Raw genomic sequence first — 22,940 nt, forward strand, 5'->3', positions numbered from 1 at the left:
CGTTCTTCCTTTAGCTGAATTTAAACGCGTCCGCGATATTTAAACGGGATGCCCGGAGCGAGGGCAAAATAGTGGCCAGCGCCGAGGTCAGCACCGGCAATAAAAACGTAACGGCCCACAGCTCAACGCTGTCCGTCTTGATAAACGCGGTGTAACCGTGGGTTTGCCCGGGCGAAGGCGGCATGGCAATGCCCTGCAGGTTAACGATCCCGGCCAGGGCAAAGCCCGCCAGAAGGCTGCCTGCGCCGCCCAGAACACCAATAACTATTCCTTCCAGCAAAAACAGGCGGATAATATGAGTGGGTTTAAGGCCAATGGCGCGTAAGGTGGTGATCTCACGGGTGCGCTCCACGATATTCATTGCCATCGCATTGCTAATCATAAAAATAACAATGACCGCCACCATTACCTGAATAAAGAGATAGATCCCGGAGAGCAAGCTTTCCACCTGTTGATAAAACAGCGATATCTCTTTCCAGCTGCGAATGGTTAACGGCAGGTTTTTCTCATTGATAAATTGCTGAAGCTTCGCCCTGAACAGCGGAAGATCGGCATCATCTTTCAACAAAATTAAAACTTTACTGACGCCACGGGTATCCATCATGCGCTGAGCGGTAACCAGCGGAACCTTTATGGCTACATCATCGTAATCTTTGATGCCGGAGGAAAAAATGCCGCGCAGTTTTAATGAGATCGCTCCCTGCCCGCCGCGGCTATTCACCACCATTAAATCCAGCCAGTCCGCGTAATGCGCGTTAAGCGTGGTTGCCAGACCGTTGCCCAGCGTCATCTCCTCTTTTCTGACGCGCGATAAATCACTCCCGGATAGCATCCTCTCGAAAGCGCCCAGTTTAAGCGCCGGTACAGGCTCGATGCCCACTCCAGAAAAATAGCTTGAGGTTTCATTTTCATAATGTGAAATGATGCCGGTAAACTCCAGCTGCCCGGAAAGCGTGGCAATATACGCAGCCAGGTCGGGATGGCTTTCTATTTCTGCTTTCAGCGTTTGATAATCGTTAATAAGGCTCAGGTTTTTATTCGATGTCTGAAACCAGAGCGGATTATAAAGCTGGATATGGCCCACATTCATACGGACCGTTTGCTCTTTCAGGATCCAGAAAGCGTGATGAATAAAGCCGCCCCAGCTAAAAATGGCTACGCCGCCGATAACGATCGCCATCAGAGTGGAAAATGAACGCCGTTTATGCCTGAAAAGATTCAACAGCGCAAACAGGGCGATCTCTCTGCTGCACAAAAGACAGTAAACAACAAAACCGCTAATAAGCGCTGCGGCGATAAGGCTTCCGGTAGCGATCATCTATTTATCCCCGGCTAAAGGAAGAACGATCTGCGTGGCTTCGCTTATTTCCCATTCAGGCGCGGCATTCAGCGCTAACGAGAGAGATTTTAAATGCGTGCCTGCCTGCTTTAACCGGGCCAGCAAAGCCGCTGCCTGATTGATTTCTCCACAGCTGTGTAAGGCGCGATAGCGCATATATTTAACGTTATCCAGAATATCGCTTTCGAACGTTACGCTTGATTGCTGGATAAACTGCGTGTCGCTGAGAGCAATAACACAGCGGCCAGAGGCGGCGGGCAGAAAGGCGTCGATTCTGGCCCTTAAATAACGTACGCGCGGGTCGTTTTCATACAGCTCAGCGGCTTCGTCCAGATAAAAAAAGCCCGTTCTGGCATATTCCGCAGCCTTAATCACATCGTTTTCTACAGCCAGCTGCTCCGCCAGCTTTAGCATGCCGTAGGAGTAGAAAATTAATGAGGTAATATTTTTTTGCTGTTGATATTCCGTAAACAGCGCTTCCGTTAAAACCTGCAGCGATTCCCGGCTCTCCGGAAACGAGTGCTGGATAATCCTTGCCACCATCGGTGGCGCAACGGCGCTTACGGCCTGCATCGTTAAGCTCGCCAGCAAAATAGCGCAGCGTAGCCAGCCGCTAACCCTCATCAATTTGCCCATCCCTGATTTCGATAATACGCCCGGCCCGCTCTTTCAGCTGCGCCGAGTGCGTTGAGATAATAAAAGTGGTGCCCGTTTCCTGATTGATTTTTGTTAGCAGATCTAAAATCGCCCCACCGGTGGTGGAATCGAGGTTGCCTGTGGGCTCATCCGCTACCACCAGCTTCGGCTGATGAGCCAGCGCCCTGGCAATGGCAACCCGTTGTTGCTGTCCTCCCGAAAGCTGTGCCGGTTTACGATGCGCCAGGTGAACCAGCCCAACGCTGTTGAGATAATCCAGGGCACGTTCTCTGGCCTCTTTTTTCCGATAGCGACCATTCAGCAGCAGCGGATAACAGACATTATCCAGCGCGGTCAGCACCGGCATCAGATTGAAAAACTGAAAAATAAAGCCCAACTGCTGGCTTTTGATAATGGAAAGCTGTTTTTCGTTTAGCGAATCAAGCATCTTGCCGAAAAATATCACCGTTCCGCTGGTTGGCCGATCGATACCAGATAATATGTTCAGCAGCGTGCTTTTCCCGCTGCCTGAAGGACCGCACAGCGCCACAAAATCGCCGTGCGCAATCTCCATATTTACCGCTTTCAACGCATCAACTTTACTTTCATTACGGCCATAGCTTTTATTCACCTCGCTTAACGATATCGCTGGCAATTCCCTGACATTACTGGTCATCCCTGCTCCCTTAAGGCTGATATCGGGTGTCGAAATAGTGATAGCTGCCCATTGCGCCAGGCATGACCGTGCGCATTTTTCCCGATCGGCAGCGGTGCCGCTCAAGGTAAAGCCAGCTCAGCGCTGGCGAAAGGCAGCCGCTGTCGCCATACTTTTCGCTCAGGCGAATAATTTCCGCTGCCGATGCGCCTGGTTTATTCGCACTACCCCGTTCAGGCAGGGTATAACTTAATCCGGCAATGGCCAGCCGTTCGATATCGGCGTCATCACATAATCTGTCCAGAGTTAAGAGGTTACTGTCGGGAAAGATATAGCTGCCGCACGCTACCTGAAAAGCGCTTTCCTGCTGACTGAAAATAAAACAGCCTGCACGCTCCACGGAAAAATTCATTTTTATATCAGGGTTTTCTCCCTGCGCCGTGTTTTCCGCCGTGGAAAAAACTAACGGCGGAATGGCGCGATATGCAGCACTGATCACGACAAAATCGAAGATATCCCAGCTAAGGTAATCCTGCGCCATTCTCAGCGCCTGCATAAAGGCGTGCTGTTCACCCCGCACTTTGCAGGTGAACTCTTTTACTGAAAATTTCTTCAACAAGTTTTTCGGCAGGCTATCAAGCATGGTCACATGCAGAGCGCTGGTTATATTTTCAAATAGCCCTGACTCGCCCCATGCATCAACACAAATAAAGGCGGTGCGCGACTTCCTTAAACGCATGCGTTCTTTAGCCGCTAGCTGTTGTAACGCCTGGTCGGCCGCCTGCTCTGTGGCTTCGATATAATCAATGCAGGCTGGCTTGCGGATCATCTCGCGGGCGTAGAGCGCTTTATCACAGCCAAACCGCTTAAAAAACCATCCCTGCGCGTTGGTGGCTTTTATTGCCCGGTTATAAAGGTGCGATTCCCAGACGTTTAACCAGCTCGGATGATAGCGATAAAAGCGATCGTCCGGCTCGATCACCGCAAATGAAGACAAATAGCAGTTACTCATTGCTGGCTTCCTGGCGCTCATCCGACGCCACTACCGCGATCAGCGCCCCATCCACACTCACGCCTGTTTTTAACAGATGCTGCTGTCGGTGCTTTACCACTTCTGCGCCAACAAGCAGATACGGCGCCAGCTCTTTGATAATGGCATCGTTCTTTCGTGCCGGGATCAGCTCCCGCCGGGTTAACGCATAGTAAGCAATGATTAAATCAACGATGCCGGAGCCAGTGGCGGTATAGCCCGTCTGTCCTTTATAGGCCAGTATGGGCACCGGAACGTCGTTCAATAACAGCGCGAGCGCCTGCGCCTCGGCTTTATCACTGGCTGCAGCGCCATTGCCATGGGGAATGATCGCGCACAGTTCGTTAAGCGCAACGCCTGCGTGAAGCAATGCTTTTTTCATCAGCCGGTGCAGACTGGCGGTCAGATAAGCCGCATCATGATTTCTGTTGGCACCAATCTGGCTATAAACCGAGCGTAACCGCACGCCAGCCGCCATCTGCCGGGCAACCCGATGACGACGACTCTCCAGCAGCATGATGCATAAGCCTTCAGCAACCAGCACGCTTTTACTTTGTGCGCCAAAGGGCTGTACCACACCACCATTCAGCATCTGCTGGTTCTCAAGGAACCAAAAATCCTGTGTTTTAATCTCTGAGCAGCTGATCACCAGCACCAGATCGATTTCTCCTTTTTCTATCGCCTGACAACCAATATGTACCGCCGCCAGTGAGGCGTTGCTGGCGCAGTTAAGATTAGGCGGCAGATATTTCAGACGGTATTTTTGCGCCAGCTGATACGCCAGCCCATCCTGCGACATATTGGCTATCTGTAGCTGTGCTACCGATGTTGTCAGCTTGATATCCTCGATATCGTTACAGTCATAGAAAGATTTATAGGCCTTCGCATCCACTCTTGGCCCCACGCCCGCCAGATAAACCCTGACCTTTTCTCCGCTCAGGCAGCGTTTATCCAGGCAAGCCTGTTCAACGGCGTCGTCAACCAGTCGCGACAGCCGTTCACACAGGCTTTCTGCGCCCGGCGGCAGACGCGCAAAATGCCTGTTGCTTTTGAATCCACCTTTTATCGCCTGCTCATCGGAAGCAAACCAGCCGCAGGTCTCCACCTGCTTCCCCTGTCGCAAATGGGCGATCAGTTGATGGCTGCTTCTGGCGAACGGCAAACAGAGACTGTGGCCGGCAATAATCGCTGCGTTATCCAGGCTGTGCTCCTTTGATGACTATTGCATAGTAATTTCCGGCTTCGTTGGCCCCCAGCAGCAGAGCATGCTGAAGCGGCATCGTCTGTGGTTCACGAACAAAATTAAGGCGCTCATCGCAGAACCGCTCGGTATGGGGAATCGCAGGAACCCGCTGCTGCCTGAAGCAGTCAATCAGCACCGCCAGATTCAGCAGACCGGCGCAGGAGGCTACAAAGCCAAAGAAAGCGTTATAGTTCACTACCGGTACCTGCGGCTTTTCCTGGCAGAAGGTCTGCCAGATCGCCTCTGTTTCTACCTGGGAATGTTGCTGGCTGCCGTTGCTGGTGCCGCAGACCAGATCGATATCGTTGGCCGTCAGCCCGGCATGCCGCAGCGCCCGGCCGATCGCCAGCATCATCGCCTGCGCTTTCTCGCTGAGCCGATCCGCCGCAAAATAGCTGTTGCTGCATGACTTGCCATAACCCACAATCTCCGCCAGAACGTCTGCGCCTCTCGCCCCGGCGGCCTCTGGCGCTTCCAGCAGCAGCATGCAGGCCCCCTCACCCGGAACAAACCCCTGCGGCGCTTTAGCATAAATCTGATAATCCTGCGCCTCTGCGGTCATATGCAGCTTTTGCGTAAGGGCATCCATATACAGCGCCATAGAGGGAAAGTGTTCATCCGCACCGCCAATAATCACCTGCGACTGCAGCTGCTGGCGAATGATTTCATAGCCATAGGTCAATGCGCCCAGCGCGGCGTTTTCACCAGTAGCCAGCGTAGTGGTATAGCCCTTGATGCCTTCCGAGATGCCACAAAAGGTGGCGATGGAATTCATTAACGAGCCGGGAAACTCAGAGGTGCGCACCTTACGCGGATCGGGCTGCAGGCTTTGCAGGTATTTCCAGGTTGTCTCCTGCGGACCACGCGACATGCCCATAATCAGGCCGGTCTCGTCACCCTCTTTTTTGATTTTACGCCTGGCGCTGGTTAATGCCGCTGCGAGCGCAATCAGCGCAAAGGTTCCGCCGCGCGTCGCCTTGCGCCGATCGTAACGGCGCAGATGTTTGCGTGCATCCAGCCCGGTAATCTGAAAGGTTTTAAAGTTCCGGGCATGCTCCGGCAAAAGCGGCGCGATCTCTGCGAGACTGCGCCCCAGCACGGTTTCGAACTGCCGGGTAGCGCGCAGGACATCAAGCAGCTCCCTGACTTCCGCCAGTGTATCCGGATGAAACACCACCGGCTGCAGCGCGACCGGCTTTTGGTATGACCAGATTGCTTCCAGCATTTCGTTGATGGTATGCCCCAGCGCGGTCACCGCGCCTATGCCTGAAATCGCCACGCGCTTCTCCTGATAGGCGCTGACGGGCACCGATGCGGGCTGCGTACTGATCACCAGGCTGCAATTATTGCCGCCAAAAGCATAGTTGTTTTTAACGAATATATTGACCGCTTTCTGGCGAAAGTGGTTGGCCACATAATCCAGATCGCAGTTAGCACGGGGCGAGCCGAAATTGAGCGTTGGCAAAATTTTCTGCGCGGGCAGCGTCACCAGGCAGGCGATTAACTCCACCACGCCCGCCGCGCCAATCGTATGACCAAAATAGGATTTGGTGGCGCTAACAGGCAGGCTGGCGCTCTGCGGGAACACTTTTTTCATCGCCAGCGTCTCAATGCGATCGTTAGCTTCGGTTCCGGTACCGTGAAGGTTGACATAATCAACCTGCTGCGGCGCAACAGCAGCATTATCCAGCGCTTTTATCATCACCCGTACGGCTCCGCTCGCACGCGGATCCGGGCCGGTTTCATGATACGCATCGCACGAGGTGGCGTATGAAAGGATTTCCCCATAGAGCGTTGCGCCACGGTCAACGGCATGCTGGTACTCTTCCAGCACCAGAGCACCAGCGCCTTCACCGATGGACATTCCCGGCGTGCCGGAAAAAGGGGTACAGGATTCTGTATGCATCACGTTAAGCGCATAAAACCCGGCGAAGGTAGGCAAATAGATTGGCTCGGTACCTGCGGCCAGCATGACCGGGCTTTTCCCATTCTGGATAGCGTCAAATGCCATGCCGATGGCATTCGGGCTGGCAGTGCAGGCCGTGGCTACCAGCTCAACGCCGCCCTTCAACCCCAGCAGGCTGGAAACGCTGGAGCAGCAGGCAGAGAAGCCGCCGGAGAAAATGGCTTTTGCCAGCGAAAAATCCTGCATGCGCCGCTCAAACAGCGGTATAAAAGCCTCGGTGCCGGCCGATGAGACGCCAATAACTAACCCGGCTTCTTCAAGTATAGCCCTCTGATTTATCAGCCCGGCCTGTGCCAGCGCATCTTTGCCCACCTTATAGGCCCAGAGCGCTGCGTTATCGAGCGACTGGACAATCTCGTGCGGAAGCTCCGGAAAATCCTCGCAATGGAGAATTTCTGCAGCGCGGGCATGGTTAAACCACCGGGAGAAGCGCTGGCTGTCGGCCACCGCGCATTGTCTGTTAAATAATGCCTGACGAAAGTCAGCAATATTATCCGCCAGCGGTGACAAAATCCCCATACCGGTGATAACCACTCTTTTTCTGTTCTTCATCATCATCCCTGCTGCAACTATCGCCGTTACCCCTGGCGAAGCGTGAATGCCTCAGCATCCAGCCAACCTGCCTGCGTTAAAGTTTAATGCTGCTCTTTTGCCTGTTATTCGGCGTGGCGCGGTTTCGTGGCATCAATAAAACTGTGTTCCGTTGGGCTTACCCGCATACTGAGGTTGTAGAGGAAAGGCAGATTGTGCGTCATGGCTGCGATATCGCCGTGCGCGGTTTGCAGGATGAATCCCGGAATATCAGAGTAAGCCCAGGCTGCGTCGATCATCGCCAGGGCAATAAATGAGTGGCGGGCGGGCGAATAAACGCTTTTTATAATTTCACCCACCACTTTTTTATCAACCAGCACCTTATCATTCGCGCTAATTTCTGCGCCCGGAGCCAGCGGAATAATGCCGACAAGCTTACGCGTAACGCCATTGTGCGATATCGCTTCAACCGCCGATTTACCGATAAAATCCTCTTTACCGTATTCAATGGCCCATTGCAGCTGCAGCTCAACGGGATTACGTGAAGCGTCCAGCACATCCCAGCAGGGATTTTCAACCCTGACGATATGCTGATAATCCAGGCCGCCCGCTTTCAGCTGAAATTTCTCACCGGTTTCCAGCAGTTTCAACCACAGCTCCGCCAGCGCGGCCTGCTCGCCCACCATTAAATAAGCATATTCGCCATGTTTACCGCAGCGGAGAAGTATCAGTTCCTCTGAGGTCTGCATAAATTCATGATAAGGCAGCCCGACGACATCAAAACCATACCGTTCCGCCAGTATTTCCCAGGCATAAGGCCCTTCCAGCAGCATCGCGCCCCACCCGGCATCATCCAGCACGTGGATTTCCGGCGTCTCCTGGATATCCAGCTCCTCAGCTTTCCCTAACGCCTGCTGTAAACAGGCAACCACTTCCGTGGAGGTCATGTTCTCTGTTAACAGATAATAGCCCTCTTCCGCGCAAAGAATATAAACATCGCCACGCAAAAAACCGGCTTCATTGAGTATCAGCGAATAGAGTGCCTGCTCATCACGCAGGGTGGCGACATCGGCGGACACGCAGTAATTAACCAGTGCCCAGGCATCTTCGCCTGTTACGCTGACAATGGACATATGTGAGTAATCAACCAACAACGCATTTTCTCTCACGGCCTGATACTCAACGGCAGGCGCGTAATAAGAAGCAGGCAGCGTTTTATTATTGTATTGGCCCATTTTCGCCTGGTGAGCCAAATGCACATCATGAAGCACGTTCATCGTCTTTTCCCTGGTCGCTTTTTGTTATGGACGCTCGGCAGCTCTGTTCTTTTGAAGAATAAAAGAGGCAAGATTATTAATGGTGCGCATATAAGCAGGATCGTCGCCTTCGCTCACCTGAACATTGAAAACTTTATCCAGCAACACCAAAATTTCTGTGGCATCCACCGAATCAAGTTTCAGACCGTTGCCAAACAGCGCGGTGTCATCATCTATCTGTCCGGGTTCCCGCTGAATATTTAACCGCTGAATTAACTCTGTTTTGATGGTGAGCAGGATCGCTTTGCGCTCTGCTATATTCTCTCGCATCGTATCCATGATGAGACTCCCTGTTTTTATTATTTCACTTCGCGATAGTTAATTATGGTTCCTTTGCTGATCTCTTTTTTTCCAATATGAGCGCAAACGGAATAGTGCTTAAAGCCGTTATTATCTGAAAAGGCTAACTGGCTGGTTACTTCAAGCGTATCCCCTGGATACGCGATACCTTTAAATTTAATATTCTGTGCGGCCAGCACGCCCTGCACCTGAGCACGGCGCACCCGAACAACCTCAAGAAAGTCGTCATCTTCTATCTTGCTACAAATATCTCGCAACGATCGCAGACTAATCCCGTAACGTTCCTGATATATCTCGCATATATCGGTCAAAAAAGAGAGATATTCGCTGGCCTGACCAAAAATTTCAGAAATAATCGCACCGGGCATAATGGGATTATCGGGAAAATGCCCTGGGATATAGGGTTCATTATAGGTGACATGCTTGATAACCTGAATAAAACCTTTTTCGCCATATTGATAGTTACTGATTCGGTCAACCATTAGCAAAGGCTGCCGCCAGCTGCCCATTTCCAGAAAAATGTGCGGCGGAATAAATAGTTTATTCATAGATCACCGCATCACCAGACCGCCATCTATAACCAGCGTCTGCCCCACAATATAACTTGATGCGGAGGAACTTAAGTAGACAATCGCGTTGGCGACCTCTTCACAGCGCCCCAGACGTTTCAGCGGAATGGTATTAATTACCTCTCTGACAACCGTACGCGAGACTTTTTTAACCATTCTGGATTCAATCATACCTGGCGCTACCGCATTGACACGAACGCCCCTTGGTGCCATTTCAGCAGCCAGCGTGCGCGTAAAGCCAAGAATGCCGCTTTTTGACGCACTATAGTTAATCTGCCCAGGGCTGGGCACCAGCGCCGCGATCGAAGCGACGTTGATAATTACCGGTTTCTCAGAGGCCCTCAGCAGCATCAGCGCCTCTTTGGTCAGCCTGAAGAGGCTCAACAGGTTCGTCTCTATCACGCTAGTGAATGCTTCAAAACTCATAGCGGCAAACAGGCTGTCTTTAACTATACCCGCGTTATTCACCAGAACATCAATGTTGCCTGCCGTGTTCGCCAGCCAGAGACAGAGTTGTTTTACCGCTTCGGCATCGGCTAAATCACATTGTTGAATATGAAGCTGCTCACCCTGAGGATGACGCTTTTTCAATTCCGCCAGCTCATCGCCGTGCGAATTATACAGCGCATAGACCTGGCACTGTTGCTGTAGAAACTGGATACAGATAGCCAGCCCAATATCACCGCTGGCTCCCGTTACCAATACGCTCTTATTGCAAAGATCGTTATACCTATACATATCCACGCTCTGTCAGATTAATTATGTGTAACCACAGCAACAACGGCAATAGCATATGTTCTACAATGCGATATCGTTAAAGAGATTTGTGCGCGGCCTTTTTCATTGAATAGTGTTTTTGCTGAGCCATGCAGTATGATTTGTGGGCAACCGTATTGATTATGTTCGACCTCAATATCATGAAAACGGATCCCTTGACGAAAACCGATACCCAGCGCTTTTACCATTGACTCTTTTGCCGCCCAAAAACCAGCCGCCCTTTCATAGTCTGGGTTTTCTGCATTGATTTTATTTATTTCCGCCCGGGTAAAAACCCGTTGAAGAAAATCCATTTTCCATCCCGATATTGCTCTCCTGATTCTTTCTACTTCAACAATATCAGTGCCAACAAAAAGCCTAATTCCTGCGTGCATCATAGTTGATAAAATAAGTTAACATTTATTGTGAATTTATCGGTTTGCAGTTGCGCTGGGCTAAGCAGTGGAACAGAGAGCGATAGATCATAGCCCAACGATTTAACGCTGCCTTTTAAACCTGTTGTCGCGCCCATTAATCTTTGGGTCTTATTCTGCTGTTGAAACGAATGAGACATTGCCGCTTCGCCATAATCGAGACCGCAATAATATTCAGCGCCGCTTAAACCGGTAAGAATATTAAGGGTGTTTTGCAGGTAAAATCCCTTATCACCGTAAAGTCCGGTGCTGTTTTCAAACCCTCTGACGCTCCAGCGATTACCAATAGAGAACTGATCCTGTAATACTAAAGCTTCGGGCGTATACTGCATCCCCACATTTAGCTCATAAAACCCCTGCAAAGCGCGATATTCCAACGGTTTCAGGTAATTAATATCCAGGCTGAGTAACTGACTCCTTGAGCTGACATCGCCCGCCGCCATATCGGGTGAGAGATCCCCCCCAGCCCCACGGGTAAAACGTTGATATGCCAGGGTGCTGTTCAGCATGGCGGCGGCATAATTCTGTTTATAGTTAATACCCAGGCGGCCGTTGCTCATATCACGTTTTTGCAGCGTCAGTGTGATATCGCCCAGTTGATAATCAGATTTTCTTCTTAAAACCTCCATAAATGCAGTAACTTTCTTATCTCTGTCACGATAGATCGTTCTGGAGGCTTTAACGCTGGCATAGTGATTCTTCCCGCTATAATCAGGATTCAGCGTATCAAGATCGATTTTCTGGTGGGACGCGCTATAGCTGTAAAAAAATTCATACTCCCAGTAACCCAACGGAAAAGAATAATAGCTGCTAATACTGTTATATCCTCCTGATACGCTTCGGGTGCCTGAGAGATAAAAGATATCGTTCAGATGCGCCAGATTCCAGACATAGCCTGATACGCTGGCTAAATTTTTCCCGGTACTTTTATCACCCCAGTTATTAGCGGAGGCGCGGAAATTCCATTTTTGTTGGCGGTTGCTATAGATGATGACGCGACTGTATCCATCTCGCTCCCCTGGCTCGATGTTTATTTTCACTTCTGTCCCCGGTATTCGCTGTAAATTCTCCAGTCCCTGCTCTATGTCCCTGATGTTAAGAATATCTTCTTCAGCAAAGGGTAAAATAACCCGGGCTACAGAGTGGTTTTCAACGCTTATGGTTTCAATTTTTCCCGGCAGAATATTTAGTGTCAATACGCCAGAGGATAAATCCTGCGGCGGAATATCAACGCGGGTGGTAATATAACCCGCATTGATAAACCCGTCCTGAATATTATGAGCCAGTTTAATTACGCCTCGCTTTCCCAGGCAGCGTCCTTCAATGTTTTTTTTGAGTTTCCCCGCCGCTGACTTTTCAAGAAAATCATTATTTATGATAATTTTCTTTATCCTGAAACAGAGAGTTTCATCAGGAAAATCGATTTTACCTGTTTTTTTATCCCCAACGGTTGAAAAGATATCTTTTTTTGTTATCCGGCTTTGCTGACGAACCGTATTATCATTATTTTGCTGCTCCTTAATCAACTGACTCACATTGTTCTGCGCTACAACAGGAAAATGACACAAACTGAAAAAAAACAGGGCTACAACTTTCTTGTTCATTAATCAACTCAATACATAAAAGCGGCAAACCCTGCCGCCTTTATTGCATGCCTTAATTACAACCCAATAAAATTACCGCTATTTGAAATAACGCCCGCTTTCAGCTCCAGCCCTGCAAAGCCGCCCAGATAAGCATTGCTTCCGCTATTAGAAATATTTTTTACGCTGACAGCAGCCTGCCCATCCGTTAATATATTACTATAATTATAGAGGTTTCTGCCTGCCCTGATGGTTAACTGATCATTGCTGACAATGTTACCTTCATTATACAGGTCCCCTTTGATATCAATCGTTGTAGTTGATGCTCCCTGAATATTACTGCCCGAACTGTTTTTTACATCAGACTCGCTTTTGAGTATGAGTTGGTTACCGGCCGCCATATCTTTATAATTATACAGTCGGCTTTTTGTGGTGATTTTTAAATCCTGCGCGGCGCTAAGGGTATTACGGTTAGAAAGGATACCTTGCACCGTAACGGAAGCATTCTGGTTGCCATTTATCCAGCCGTAGTTAGTAAAAGTGCTGCCCAGGTTAACCTGCAAATCTTTATCGGCGGAAATGATGCCGGTTGCATTATTATCAGCAATGCTGCCTGAACTGTAATTAGAGAGAAAACCGCTATCAACAGTCAGGCTGCCGCCGCTGTTTATCGTGGCATAATCATTATAGATAGCCTGTGTTTTCAGCAACGAAAGTCCTGAAGCTGCCATGATGTGGCCGTAGGTGTTGTTAATATGATCCCTGGCCTGGATGGTTAACTGACCCAACTCCGAAACAATACGGCCACTATCATTGTTTACGCGACCAGTGTTAATGGTGATGCTTTCTCTGCCAATCAGACCACCCTTTTGGTTGGGCATTGCTAAATAAACGCCATAAAAATCAGCAAAATCCTGAGCTTTGCTGTTATCCAGCATGTCAGCGGCCGTTATCGTCATGTTTTTATTAGCAACCATTAGCGCGGCGCTGTTATCCACTGAGGTTTTGGCATTGATATTCATATCCTGACCAACGAACAATCCTCCTTTGTTACTAACGCGCCTCGCCTGTAGCTCGATATTGCCTTCGCCAGCACTGATAATGCCGATACTGTTGTAAAAATCTTCCGAGAGATCAATATGAATATTGCCCGAGGTGCTTATCCCCGCCTGGCCATTCAGCAGAGATGCGGCTTTAATGTAAAGTTCTTTGCTGCTGTTTAACTTTCCCTGGAAGTTGTCAACAGCAGAGGTGGTAGTTATAGCGATATTACCTTTTGAGGCGATTTGACCGGTGCGACTGTTCAGCACATCGGCTTTGATCTGAATCCCGCCTTCACCAGCGATGATACCCTGGGAATCCTGACTAAAAGTGTCTGCTGTGCGCGTACTGCCGTTATTGATGCTGCCCCTGACCGCATCAAGATGGATATGCCCTACAGTAGAACGCAGAAGGCCCTGCCGGTTTTCAATATTCCCGTTACTGCTGATGTCCATGTCACCTGTAGCTTCGATGGTGCCAGAAGTATTATTAACTCTGTTCGCCCCAACGCCGACATAGCCGCCTTTGATCAGGCCATTGATATTATCCAGCATGCCCGTTTGCAGGGCCACGGCCCCGGCATGAATACCCACGGAATTGCCTTTCCCTGTATTGGTCATGATTTTATTATGGGTGTTTACGCCCAGCGTGCCGCCAGCAGATATTTTCCCATTGACGTTATTAAAAGTGCCGCTGTCAATATAGATATCTTTCCTGGCGGCGATATGACCCGCCTGGTTATTATTGATGATGCTTTTATTAGTATCTATATGAATAGTATTCTCGCTATTTATTTTTCCGGTGATATTTTCCAGCCCTTGCTGTGCTTTGATGTTAATCAGTCCAGCTGATTTTATTTGGCCATGGCTGTTAACAAGTTTACCGCTGCTATCAATTTGTATATTCTCCGTTCCGGCAATAATGCCGCTATTGCGTACCCCCACGCCTTTTTCGCTGCTGATCAGGCTTATTTTATTGGCGTACATTCCGCCAATAGTGGCAACGTCAATTCCATAGCCCTGCCGTCTTCCCTGAGCCTTCACCGTACCGGTAATTTTGCCATTTATGTCAACATAATTGTTGCCGGCTACCATTGACAGCTCCTCAGCATAGAGTTTGTCATTGACTACAATGGATCGCGCTAATATTTCAGTTGGCGAGGCACTTTCCAGATGTGAAAGCGTAACGCTGCCGCCATTTACCTGGTATCCTTTTAGCATACCGTTCTGCATATCTGGTTTGCCGGTGGTGACAGTAACTTTTTCTGCGTTAATAAAGCCACATCCCTGGCAACTGATACCGTTTGGATTAGCAACGATGACATGCGCTTTATTTCCTGCCACCTCCAGCCAACCCTGTAAGGCACTATGATTTTTAGAAATAACCTCGTTAAGAATAACTTTCGCTGCACCTGAGCTCAGGTTGCTGTTCCCTTTTATCTCTCCAGCCAGCCTGGTGCTGATGGCATTCTGGCTGTTGTTTAAGATCAACCCTTTTTTATCAACATTAAATTTGTCATATAGGTTATGTGAAATGCCGCGATCGTTCGCTTTGTTGATATCAATGACCGTTACACCCTTTACAACTGAAGAGGTCATATTTCTGTTATTAGCCGCTTGCGTCACGCTGGCTAAGGAAAGCAAAATACATGCCGCTACAGGATGATATTTGACGCGCGCATGCCCGATTTTTCTATTTCTCATATTCTTTTACCTGTTATAACTATCATTGTTTTCCATGCTGAAAGAACTGGTGCATAGAATGAAACAACAGATGTCCGCCGCTTCAGTTACTTATCACCTCTTTCAGGCGCAAATTTAATGGCCGCCATTAAATTTTATGTGCAATATTCCATTTGCTAACAGTAAATCAAACCACAGCTGTTAATATGCGCTAAACAGGCGCAGACTATTCACATCAGGTAAAACTTATAAAAGGATTTTTTATAAAGCACGCGTATCCAGAAAAAGACTGCCGACTCTCCGTTGCTTTAATAAGAATAATGTTTAAACGATACTCTTTTGTTCTGGCAGGGGTAAATCGTAAATCATATTAAAAATGAGTATTATTTTGCAGAAGTACAAAGGGATCAGACGCTGTCGGCCCAAAAGAAGAGAAGAGTGAGTGTGTGTGGTTTTGTAACGAAAAAAGGGCCTTACGGCCCTTTTCGGAGAATTGCAGAAAATGCTTTCTACAATTTAAAATCTGGAGCGGGAAACGAGACTCGAACTCGCGACCCCGACCTTGGCAAGGTCGTGCTCTACCAACTGAGCTATTCCCGCATTCATCAGCAACAAAGCACTGATTTTTTCCTCATTCGGCAAATCTATTACCGTCCGATGCGCTGCATTCTACTGCGCTGAACATCTGAGTCAACCAGATTATCTTTATGCGCTAGTCATTTGCTGTTTTTTGCACCATATCGATCAGTGTTCAAACAGATCGTTGCGCGCCGCGCTTAAATATTGAAACATCGACCAGAAAGTCAGCACTGCAGCAATATAGAGCGCCACCACGCCGACCGCTGAAACCAGCTGATTGGGATGCCACAGCAGCGCAACCAATGCCAGCATCTGGGCCATGGTTTTGACTTTACCGATCCAGGAAACGGCAACGCTGCTGCGCTTACCAATTTCCGCCATCCACTCGCGCAATGCAGAGATAATAATTTCGCGGGCAATCATGGTCGCCGCCGGCAAGGTAATCCACCAGGCGTGAAACTGTTCAGCCACCAGCACCAACGCCATCGCGACCATCACCTTATCCGCTACCGGATCGAGAAAGGCGCCGAAGCGGGTCGATTGCTTCCAGCGGCGGGCCAGAAAACCATCAAACCAGTCAGTAATTGCTGCTATCACAAAAATGATAGCGCAAACCATCGGCCCCCAATGAAATGGCAGATAGAATGCCAGCACAAAAAAAGGGATCAGCACAACACGAAACAGGGTGAGCCACGTCGGTATATTCAATTGCATAAGGTACGCTAACTGTCTGGCATGAGTAGGGTTTACCCGTATGGTGCTACATTGCCACAAGGGATTCAATGTTAGTGTTTTAACGAGTAAAAAATTTTCTCCGCCAGGGCGTGAGAAATGCCAGGCACTTTGGCGATTTCTTCAACCGAGGCGTTCATCAATGGCTGTAGGCCGCCCATATATTTTAACAGCTGCTGACGCCGTTTGGGCCCAACGCCTTCGATACTTTCCAGCGAGCTGGTATTTTTGACCTTTGCCCGCTTATTGCGATGCCCGGTTATCGCATGATTATGGGAATCATCGCGAATATGCTGAATAACATGCAGCGCCGGTGAGTCAGGCGGTAAGGAGAATCCCTCGCCTTCAGGCTCCAGGAAGAGCGTTTCCAGACCGGCCTTACGATCGCTGCCTTTGGCCACGCCCAGTAAAAGCGGATGATGTTTATCCCAGCTGACTTCCAGCTCGGAGAAAACCTGCTTCGCCTGCCCCAGCTGCCCTTTACCGCCGTCAATCAGGATCACGTCCGGCACCTTTTCCGGCTCCAGCTCTTTACCGTAACGTCGACGCAGCACCTGATTCATCGCCGCATAGTCATCTCCCGGCGTGATGCCGCTGATATTATAGCGGCGATATTCAGCACGCACCGGCCCGTTACTGTCGAAAACCACGCAGGAGGCGACCGTTTGTTCGCCCATGGTATGGCTGATATCAAAGCATTCCATACGGTTGATACGCGGTAATTTAAGCACCCCGGCTAACGCCGCCAGCCGCTGATGGATCGTTGATTGCTGGGTGAGTTTTGTTACCAACGCTGTCGCGGCGTTGGTACGCGCCAGTTTCAGATAGCGAGCGCGATCGCCACGCGGCTTACTCTGAATATGAATACGGCGTCCTGCCAGCTCACTAAGAGAATCTGCCAGCAGCTCGCGTTGCGTCAGATTAAAATCCAGCAGGATTTCACCCGGTAAGGTACGCGACTCGCTGCCCTGCAGATAGAACTGACCCACAAAGGTTTGCACCACTTCCGCCAGCTCGGTGCCGCCGGGAATTTTTGGGAAATAGCTGCGGCTGCCTAATACCTTGCCCTGGCGAATAAAAAGCACATGCAGACAAGCCATACCGGCATCGTAAGAGACGCCAATGACATCAAGGTCATCGCCCTGATTGGAAACAAATTGCTTTTCGGTAACCCGCCGCACCGCCTGAATCTGATCGCGCAGACGGGCAGCTTCTTCAAAGCGCAACGCCTGGCTGGCCTGTTCCATACGGCTGACCAGCATGTTTAGCACCTGGTCATCTTTACCGGCGAGAAACAGCCGCACATACTCGGTTTGCTGAGCATATTCCTCTTCGCTGACCAGACCTGCGACGCAAGGCCCCAGACAACGCCCAATCTGATATTGCAGACAGGGGCGCGTGCGGTTGCGATAAACGCTGTTTTCACACTGCCGCACCGGGAATATTTTTTGCAGCAGCGCCAGGGTTTCACGCACCGCATAGCCATTGGGGAATGGACCGAAATATTCGCCCTTTGCATGTTTAGCGCCGCGATGGATAGCCAGCCGGGGATGAGGATCGCCACTTAAGAAGATATAGGGATAGGACTTATCGTCACGCAGCAGCACGTTGTAGCGCGGCTGATAAAGCTTGATGTAGTTATGTTCAAGCAGCAGCGCTTCTGTTTCAGTGTGGGTGACGGTGACATCAATATGATCGATATTGGCCACTAACGCTTCGGTTTTACGGCTGGCAAGATTGCTGCGGAAATAGCTACTGAGGCGCTTTTTCAGATCTTTTGCTTTACCGACGTAAATAACCGTACCGCCACTGTCATACATCCGGTAGACGCCCGGCTGGCTGGTGACGGTTTTCAGAAAGGATTTTGCATCAAAAACTTCACTCACTACTGATCAACGACTCCGCATTAAACAGGCCATGTCGGATGGCCAGATGCGTCAACTCTACGTCGCCATTAATATTCAGTTTACTAAACATACGATAGCGGTAGCTGTTAACGGTTTTCGGGCTCAGATTAAGCTGTTCAGAAATATCTGTGACTTTCTGCCCTTTGGTAATCATCAGCATAATCTGCAATTCCCGTTCCGACAAACAGCTGAAAGGAGATTCTCCCTTTTCTGGTTCAATCTGGCTCAGCGCCATCTGCTGCGCTATATCAGAGGCGATATAACGTTGGCCCGAGTGAACCGAACGAATCGCACTGATGACCTCCTGCGGCGCGGCTCCTTTACTGAGGTAGCCGGAAGCGCCCGCCTGCATCACTTTTGCCGGCAGCGGATTTTCCGTATGGATAGTCAACATAATAATTTTAGCATCGGGGTTAAATCGTACGATCTTGCGCGTCGCCTCCAGGCCGCCGATGCCCGGCATGTTCATATCCATCAGGATTACATCAACCTGGTTGGTTCGACACCACTTAACAGCATCCTCACCGCAGCATGCCTCGCCGGTTACCTGAATACCTTTGATATCTTCCAGTATGCGACGGATCCCTGCGCGTACCAGTTCGTGGTCATCCACAAGAAGAATGCTGATCAAAAGAGGATTTCTCCGGAATGGTGATGTTTATGGGCGACACTTTAATTAACCGGCTTAATGTTACTCTCTTTCGTGACAGGTTTGAACATAATTCAGCGTTTTTTTGGGCGGTTAATTGCTCGCTCAGCCCACCGTTATTCTACCCGCAGCGCAACTATTTCCCCCTACCGATAATAAAGCGTTAAATCCGTTAAAAAATAAGCAGAAAATCATTTAAAATTTTAAAATGCTTTATATACAATGAGTTAAATTAAAACCACTGAGCACTTTTGCGTGACGAAATAAGGCTCTTTTGACCATTTCCATCCAGGCTAAATAGTGCAGATTTTTTATTTACCTCTGCGTTCTGAACAACATTTTATTGTTTACCCTGCATGCTCAACTGAGAAAACAGTCTCATAATTTATGTTATACTTTCCTGCTATCGCTGATTTGAGCAGTAGTTCAAATGTTTGTACCATTTTATCAAGGAGTAGCTATGGGTTATAACGATTTTAACACCTCGCATGAAGCAGAGAAGTTGGCGAATGAAGTTGCCTGCCTGAAGGCGATGGTCACGATGATGCTGAAAGGCATGGGGCAGGCCGATGCAGGTAAAGTGATTATCAATATGGAACGGCTTATAGCTCAGTTAGACGATCCAAAGCAGGCTGAAACTTTCGCTGATACCATTGGCCAAATCAAAGCTGGATACCGTCGCTAAAAACTTCAAACCCATTGATTTGATGCTGTTATTCACGCATGTTATGGATTTTGCCGTGGAGTGAACAATGGGTTTGCTGTTAAAAGCGTTAATCGGCGCACTGGTGGTGGTCGCGATCGGCATACTGGCGAAGAGTAAAAATTACTATATCGCGGGCTTGTTGCCTCTGTTCCCTACTTTTGCACTGATCGCCCATTATCTGGTGGCAACCGATAAAGGGGTAAGCGCGTTACGTACCACGCTTGTTTTTGGCATGTGGGCCATTCTGCCCTACTTGTTTTATCTCCTCTCGTTATGGTTTTTCATCGGTGCAATGCGGCTACCTGTTGCGTTGGCCAGCGCCGTGCTATGCTGGGTGCTGGCCGCATGGTTACTGATCACCCTATGGACACGTTGGCATTAGCGTCCCGATTGCCAGTTTATGGAGACGCCCAACGAAGGCAAAACCTCTTCCGGGCTAAAACGACGTGCGCCACGATACTTTTCCGCTAAATCGGGCTGCTTAACCGGAATCTTAACCGCAAAAAGGTTATCTTCAGATTGAATCAAGCCCGGCGTAAGCGGTTCGAATCCTACTTTATGTTGTTCAAACATCTGCTCCAACATCGGCGTAGCGGCACTGACAAGATAATCGATGCCTGCCAGCTCTGCCAATTGCACAGCATGCCAGAGAATGGTTAGCGGTAATTCAGCATCCACATCCAGTCTGGCTGAAAAACGCGACATTTCCCATACTGCTTCTTTACGATCGAACGGGACGCTGATGCCTTCAACGTTACCCGGTTCCTGCCACTGCATCAAACGCGCGCAGCCGCAAATGCCCATACGCGCGTGCCAGGCGATAAGCCAGCTGACATCAGAACGGTCAAAGCGATCATACTCCTGCCCCGGCGTGCTGAGCCGGGAAGGTATCGACCACCCTTCACCGCGTGCAAATACGCTATAGCGATAACTGCCCAATTCCGCCAATAACGAGGATGGCATATCCTTTAGCTGGGTTTGGATAATCTTCATCATATTCCCCTGTCGCACTCCCTCGTTTAAGCCGTATTCATACGGCGCTAGCCCAGCTGAAACCCAGGCCGAAGGGTAGACAACTGGTTAACCTTATGAAACTACTAAATTTAGTAGTTGCGCTAGCGCTCACAATAAACCCATTGCCGCTGCATAGCTGGCTACCTGGGTTTTATTCGGTGCATTGAATCGTTTCTGCAAATTTTTTTGATGAAAATTTACCGTATGGGGCGAGATAGCCAGAATCAGTGAAATTTCTACAGCCGTTTTGCCCTCCGCCGTCCATTTTAATATTTCCAGTTCACGCTGGCTTAAGGTTATATCTAAAATGCGCATTGAGACATCGTCTAAACGCTGTAAAGTTTGTAATGACAGATCCAAAAGATACTGTAGTCTTAATTGTTGTTCTGGCTGTAATGTCAACATATTCAGCGCCTTTTTAGAAGACGCAGATAATATACCGAGCGCTCGATTAAGCGCCATAAGCGAACAGGAAACGCCTGAAGTCAGCCCATGGGATTTTGCCTCTTGCCAGAATAATTCCGTGCATTCCGATATGGCATCTTGCCACAGTATAAATTTCCCCGGCAGCTGGCAAAGATCAAGAATAGGATCGATTGCATAATAATTTTCATTTTCGTATTGCTTTACCCAACCCTTTGGATAGGTAGTAAAAAGAAACGTTTTAGGGCGCGTAAAGGGAACAGGATGGCGGATAAGTAAAGCAAATTGCTCCAATCCCAACGCTTTAACCTGCTGCTGTAATATATCCGTTAGCTCATCAGTGTTATTCAGTAAAAAAAACAGTGCCTCGACCTCCTTGCGCCAGGCGAAGTAATCATCGAACGTCATTAAAGCCTCACCGGTACGCGAAGGCTACTCGCGCCATGGTTTAAGTCAAACTGCCACCGATGTAACAAAAAATTAAATGCTCTCGAAAAATTATTTTAATTATATTGGCTTAAGCGGTTGCGGATAAGATCGCGCTGCATTTATGATACGTTAAGAAAATGTGATATAATTGCTTAAGCTACACGCTTTGAATCCTTATAATTTAGTAAAGTTATATTTATCAATCTTGCGCAAACTCAATACTTTGTGCATAAAGATAAGAATAAGATTTTTCTTAAAACTATTCAATCCCCTTGCAATTTAAGCCACGTTGATGTGAAAAATCGTGACGGATGTGAAATTCTTTTCATAAGAAAAAAGCGACAATAATATTCTTTTGAAACAGCATTATAGCAAAACTCATAACACAGGCTGATTGTTAACACCGTAATTATTCTAAAATCTCCGCTTTTACTTAAGCTCTTCTTAATTCATCACTAATAATCTTTTATAAAAAATTATCTGATCTCTATTAAATGCCGCTAACCTTTTTCGTAAGGCTTTATACCATTAGATACCATAGAAAAAGCGTTAAATAGTCCGTTTTTCAAATAATTCTTTATAGGCAGCAGCCAGTTAGCGACAAAGCATGTAGCCTCGCATCCCTAAATGGAAATGGCTGTCATGCGCCGCGTTATAATTTGGCCCCAGCGCGTTGCCAAACCAGGCGCAGCTGCTGTCGAACCAGCGATGCAGAAGCGCCGACGCTTCGCCCGTTCTGTGCCAGTCTCTTCCCACGCTGATTCGCGTACCGTTTGCCAGGTGAAACGCCGTTATATCCCATGCATCAGCGGTCGCATGTTCACTCAACCTGCCCTGCGCACGGTGATAAATATTGCGGCAGGCGTAGCTTCCTACATGCTCGATACGTCCCAACGGCGATTTAAGCGGGCTTGTTAGCGCTATTTGATTTGCCTGAATCACAAACATTGTACTGCTTACCGCCAACGGACAGCTGGCCAAAAAGCTGCTGCTCAGTGTTACCCTGGCAAACCGCTGTATCCGAATCGGCTTTTCCAGCGGGCAGGCTCCCTTCATCGCAGGAGGCTGAGTAAAGCTGATGAATCCTGCCTCACGGGCACGCTGCAATACCGACAGACAGGCCGCAGGATCATTGCGCAGGCGCTGAAGCTTGTAGCGCGTAATTGGCCCTGGCGCATCGGTGACCTCCAGCGGCTTAAAAGGATCCCAGTGCGATGGCAGATGGCGCTGTAGCCAGGGCATGCTTGCCAGCGCGGCCAGAATTATAATCAGCACTATCGCCATGGTTTTCACCCGCCCCTCCCCCGATTAGCCGCTACGCTTGCCTGTTAATTGTAGCCTGTGGTCCAGTTTTTACTGTGAAAGTTACGCATTTTGTGGTTTTTTGCGGCAGTACTGCATAAAAGTTGTACCTTTTCGC

21 protein-coding genes and 1 tRNA gene are annotated in these 22,940 nt (G+C 49.0%); 2 read left to right on the forward strand and 20 right to left on the reverse strand.

From position 1 onward, the window contains the following. Positions 1 to 10: 10 nt before the first annotated feature. The 17 genes from ACQE32_RS07665 to uvrY form a co-directional block, all read right to left on the reverse strand. Positions 11 to 1,318 (reverse strand): ABC transporter permease, encoded by a 1,308-nt coding sequence (locus tag ACQE32_RS07665; RefSeq protein ID WP_427021588.1) that lies wholly within the window; start codon positions 1,316 to 1,318, stop codon positions 11 to 13. Beyond that, on the reverse strand, positions 1,319 to 1,966 hold the full coding sequence (locus ACQE32_RS07670; protein WP_427021589.1) for a hypothetical protein: 648 nt from the start codon (positions 1,964 to 1,966) through the stop codon (positions 1,319 to 1,321). Next, positions 1,953 to 2,651: an ABC transporter ATP-binding protein gene (locus ACQE32_RS07675; protein ID WP_427021590.1), complete on the reverse strand. Its 699-nt coding sequence runs from the start codon at positions 2,649 to 2,651 to the stop codon at positions 1,953 to 1,955. The genes ACQE32_RS07670 and ACQE32_RS07675 overlap by 14 nt, the downstream gene beginning before the upstream one ends. A 10-nt stretch (positions 2,652 to 2,661) precedes the next feature. Then, positions 2,662 to 3,642 carry an ATP-binding protein gene (locus ACQE32_RS07680; RefSeq protein WP_426974294.1) on the reverse strand — a complete coding sequence of 327 codons (981 nt, stop codon included), beginning with the start codon at positions 3,640 to 3,642 and terminating at the stop codon, positions 2,662 to 2,664. After that, positions 3,635 to 4,861, reverse strand: coding sequence for a beta-ketoacyl synthase N-terminal-like domain-containing protein (locus tag ACQE32_RS07685; protein WP_427021757.1), 1,227 nt, complete (start codon positions 4,859 to 4,861; stop codon positions 3,635 to 3,637). Before ACQE32_RS07685 ends, ACQE32_RS07680 begins: the two co-directional genes overlap by 8 nt. After that, positions 4,854 to 7,424, reverse strand: coding sequence for a beta-ketoacyl synthase N-terminal-like domain-containing protein (locus ACQE32_RS07690; protein WP_427021591.1), 2,571 nt, complete (start codon positions 7,422 to 7,424; stop codon positions 4,854 to 4,856). Before ACQE32_RS07690 ends, ACQE32_RS07685 begins: the two co-directional genes overlap by 8 nt. A gap of 101 nt (positions 7,425 to 7,525) precedes the next feature. Next, positions 7,526 to 8,677 carry an aminomethyltransferase family protein gene (locus tag ACQE32_RS07695; RefSeq protein ID WP_426981129.1) on the reverse strand — a complete coding sequence of 384 codons (1,152 nt, stop codon included), beginning with the start codon at positions 8,675 to 8,677 and terminating at the stop codon, positions 7,526 to 7,528. A gap of 24 nt (positions 8,678 to 8,701) precedes the next feature. Beyond that, the gene (locus tag ACQE32_RS07700) at positions 8,702 to 8,995 is read right to left on the reverse strand and encodes an acyl carrier protein (RefSeq protein ID WP_426974291.1); all 294 of its coding nucleotides are present in this window, start codon (positions 8,993 to 8,995) and stop codon (positions 8,702 to 8,704) included. A 20-nt stretch (positions 8,996 to 9,015) separates the two neighbouring features. Further along, positions 9,016 to 9,564 (reverse strand): 3-hydroxyacyl-ACP dehydratase FabZ family protein, encoded by a 549-nt coding sequence (locus tag ACQE32_RS07705; RefSeq protein ID WP_427021592.1) that lies wholly within the window; start codon positions 9,562 to 9,564, stop codon positions 9,016 to 9,018. 3 nt (positions 9,565 to 9,567) lie between these two features. Then, the gene (locus ACQE32_RS07710; RefSeq protein WP_426974289.1) at positions 9,568 to 10,323 is read right to left on the reverse strand and encodes an SDR family oxidoreductase; all 756 of its coding nucleotides are present in this window, start codon (positions 10,321 to 10,323) and stop codon (positions 9,568 to 9,570) included. Positions 10,324 to 10,340: 17 nt separating this feature from the next. Continuing rightward, positions 10,341 to 10,736: a holo-ACP synthase gene (acpS, locus tag ACQE32_RS07715; protein WP_427021758.1), complete on the reverse strand. Its 396-nt coding sequence runs from the start codon at positions 10,734 to 10,736 to the stop codon at positions 10,341 to 10,343. Further along, entirely contained in the window at positions 10,736 to 12,379 is a 1,644-nt protein-coding gene (locus ACQE32_RS07720) for a ShlB/FhaC/HecB family hemolysin secretion/activation protein (RefSeq protein ID WP_427021593.1), read from the reverse strand. The genes acpS and ACQE32_RS07720 overlap by 1 nt, the downstream gene beginning before the upstream one ends. A gap of 56 nt (positions 12,380 to 12,435) precedes the next feature. Next, positions 12,436 to 15,102: a filamentous hemagglutinin N-terminal domain-containing protein gene (locus ACQE32_RS07725; protein WP_427021594.1), complete on the reverse strand. Its 2,667-nt coding sequence runs from the start codon at positions 15,100 to 15,102 to the stop codon at positions 12,436 to 12,438. Between the two features lie 503 nt (positions 15,103 to 15,605). Next, positions 15,606 to 15,681, reverse strand: a tRNA-Gly gene (locus ACQE32_RS07730). Between the two features lie 144 nt (positions 15,682 to 15,825). Then, positions 15,826 to 16,374 carry a CDP-diacylglycerol--glycerol-3-phosphate 3-phosphatidyltransferase gene (pgsA, locus tag ACQE32_RS07735; RefSeq protein ID WP_426981125.1) on the reverse strand — a complete coding sequence of 183 codons (549 nt, stop codon included), beginning with the start codon at positions 16,372 to 16,374 and terminating at the stop codon, positions 15,826 to 15,828. A 71-nt stretch (positions 16,375 to 16,445) separates the two neighbouring features. Continuing rightward, positions 16,446 to 18,278: an excinuclease ABC subunit UvrC gene (uvrC, locus tag ACQE32_RS07740; protein ID WP_427021595.1), complete on the reverse strand. Its 1,833-nt coding sequence runs from the start codon at positions 18,276 to 18,278 to the stop codon at positions 16,446 to 16,448. After that, the gene (uvrY, locus tag ACQE32_RS07745; protein WP_426981122.1) at positions 18,271 to 18,930 is read right to left on the reverse strand and encodes a UvrY/SirA/GacA family response regulator transcription factor; all 660 of its coding nucleotides are present in this window, start codon (positions 18,928 to 18,930) and stop codon (positions 18,271 to 18,273) included. Before uvrY ends, uvrC begins: the two co-directional genes overlap by 8 nt. A 478-nt stretch (positions 18,931 to 19,408) precedes the next feature. Here uvrY and ACQE32_RS07750 point away from each other — a divergent pair, with 478 nt between their 5' ends. After that, positions 19,409 to 19,633: a DUF2594 family protein gene (locus ACQE32_RS07750; RefSeq protein ID WP_085072161.1), complete on the forward strand. Its 225-nt coding sequence runs from the start codon at positions 19,409 to 19,411 to the stop codon at positions 19,631 to 19,633. Positions 19,634 to 19,700: 67 nt separating this feature from the next. Then, the gene (locus ACQE32_RS07755; protein ID WP_250652315.1) at positions 19,701 to 20,036 is read left to right on the forward strand and encodes a GlpM family protein; all 336 of its coding nucleotides are present in this window, start codon (positions 19,701 to 19,703) and stop codon (positions 20,034 to 20,036) included. On the opposite strand, the gene ACQE32_RS07760 is transcribed toward ACQE32_RS07755, so the two are convergent. The 3 genes from ACQE32_RS07760 to ACQE32_RS07770 all read right to left on the reverse strand — a co-directional run bounded on the left by ACQE32_RS07760 (position 20,033) and on the right by ACQE32_RS07770 (position 22,813). Further along, the gene (locus tag ACQE32_RS07760) at positions 20,033 to 20,647 is read right to left on the reverse strand and encodes an acyl-homoserine-lactone synthase (RefSeq protein ID WP_426974376.1); all 615 of its coding nucleotides are present in this window, start codon (positions 20,645 to 20,647) and stop codon (positions 20,033 to 20,035) included. The genes ACQE32_RS07755 and ACQE32_RS07760 overlap by 4 nt on opposite strands. 129 nt (positions 20,648 to 20,776) lie before the next feature. Then, complete coding sequence (sdiA, locus tag ACQE32_RS07765; RefSeq protein ID WP_426974284.1) at positions 20,777 to 21,499, reverse strand: transcriptional regulator SdiA; 723 nt, start codon at positions 21,497 to 21,499, stop codon at positions 20,777 to 20,779. Between the two features lie 615 nt (positions 21,500 to 22,114). Further along, entirely contained in the window at positions 22,115 to 22,813 is a 699-nt protein-coding gene (locus ACQE32_RS07770; RefSeq protein WP_427021596.1) for an extensin family protein, read from the reverse strand. Between the last annotated feature and the right edge of the window lie 127 nt (positions 22,814 to 22,940).

Source organism: Pantoea sp. FN0302, assembly GCF_050113775.1.
GTDB lineage: Bacteria > Pseudomonadota > Gammaproteobacteria > Enterobacterales > Enterobacteriaceae > Mixta > Mixta alhagi.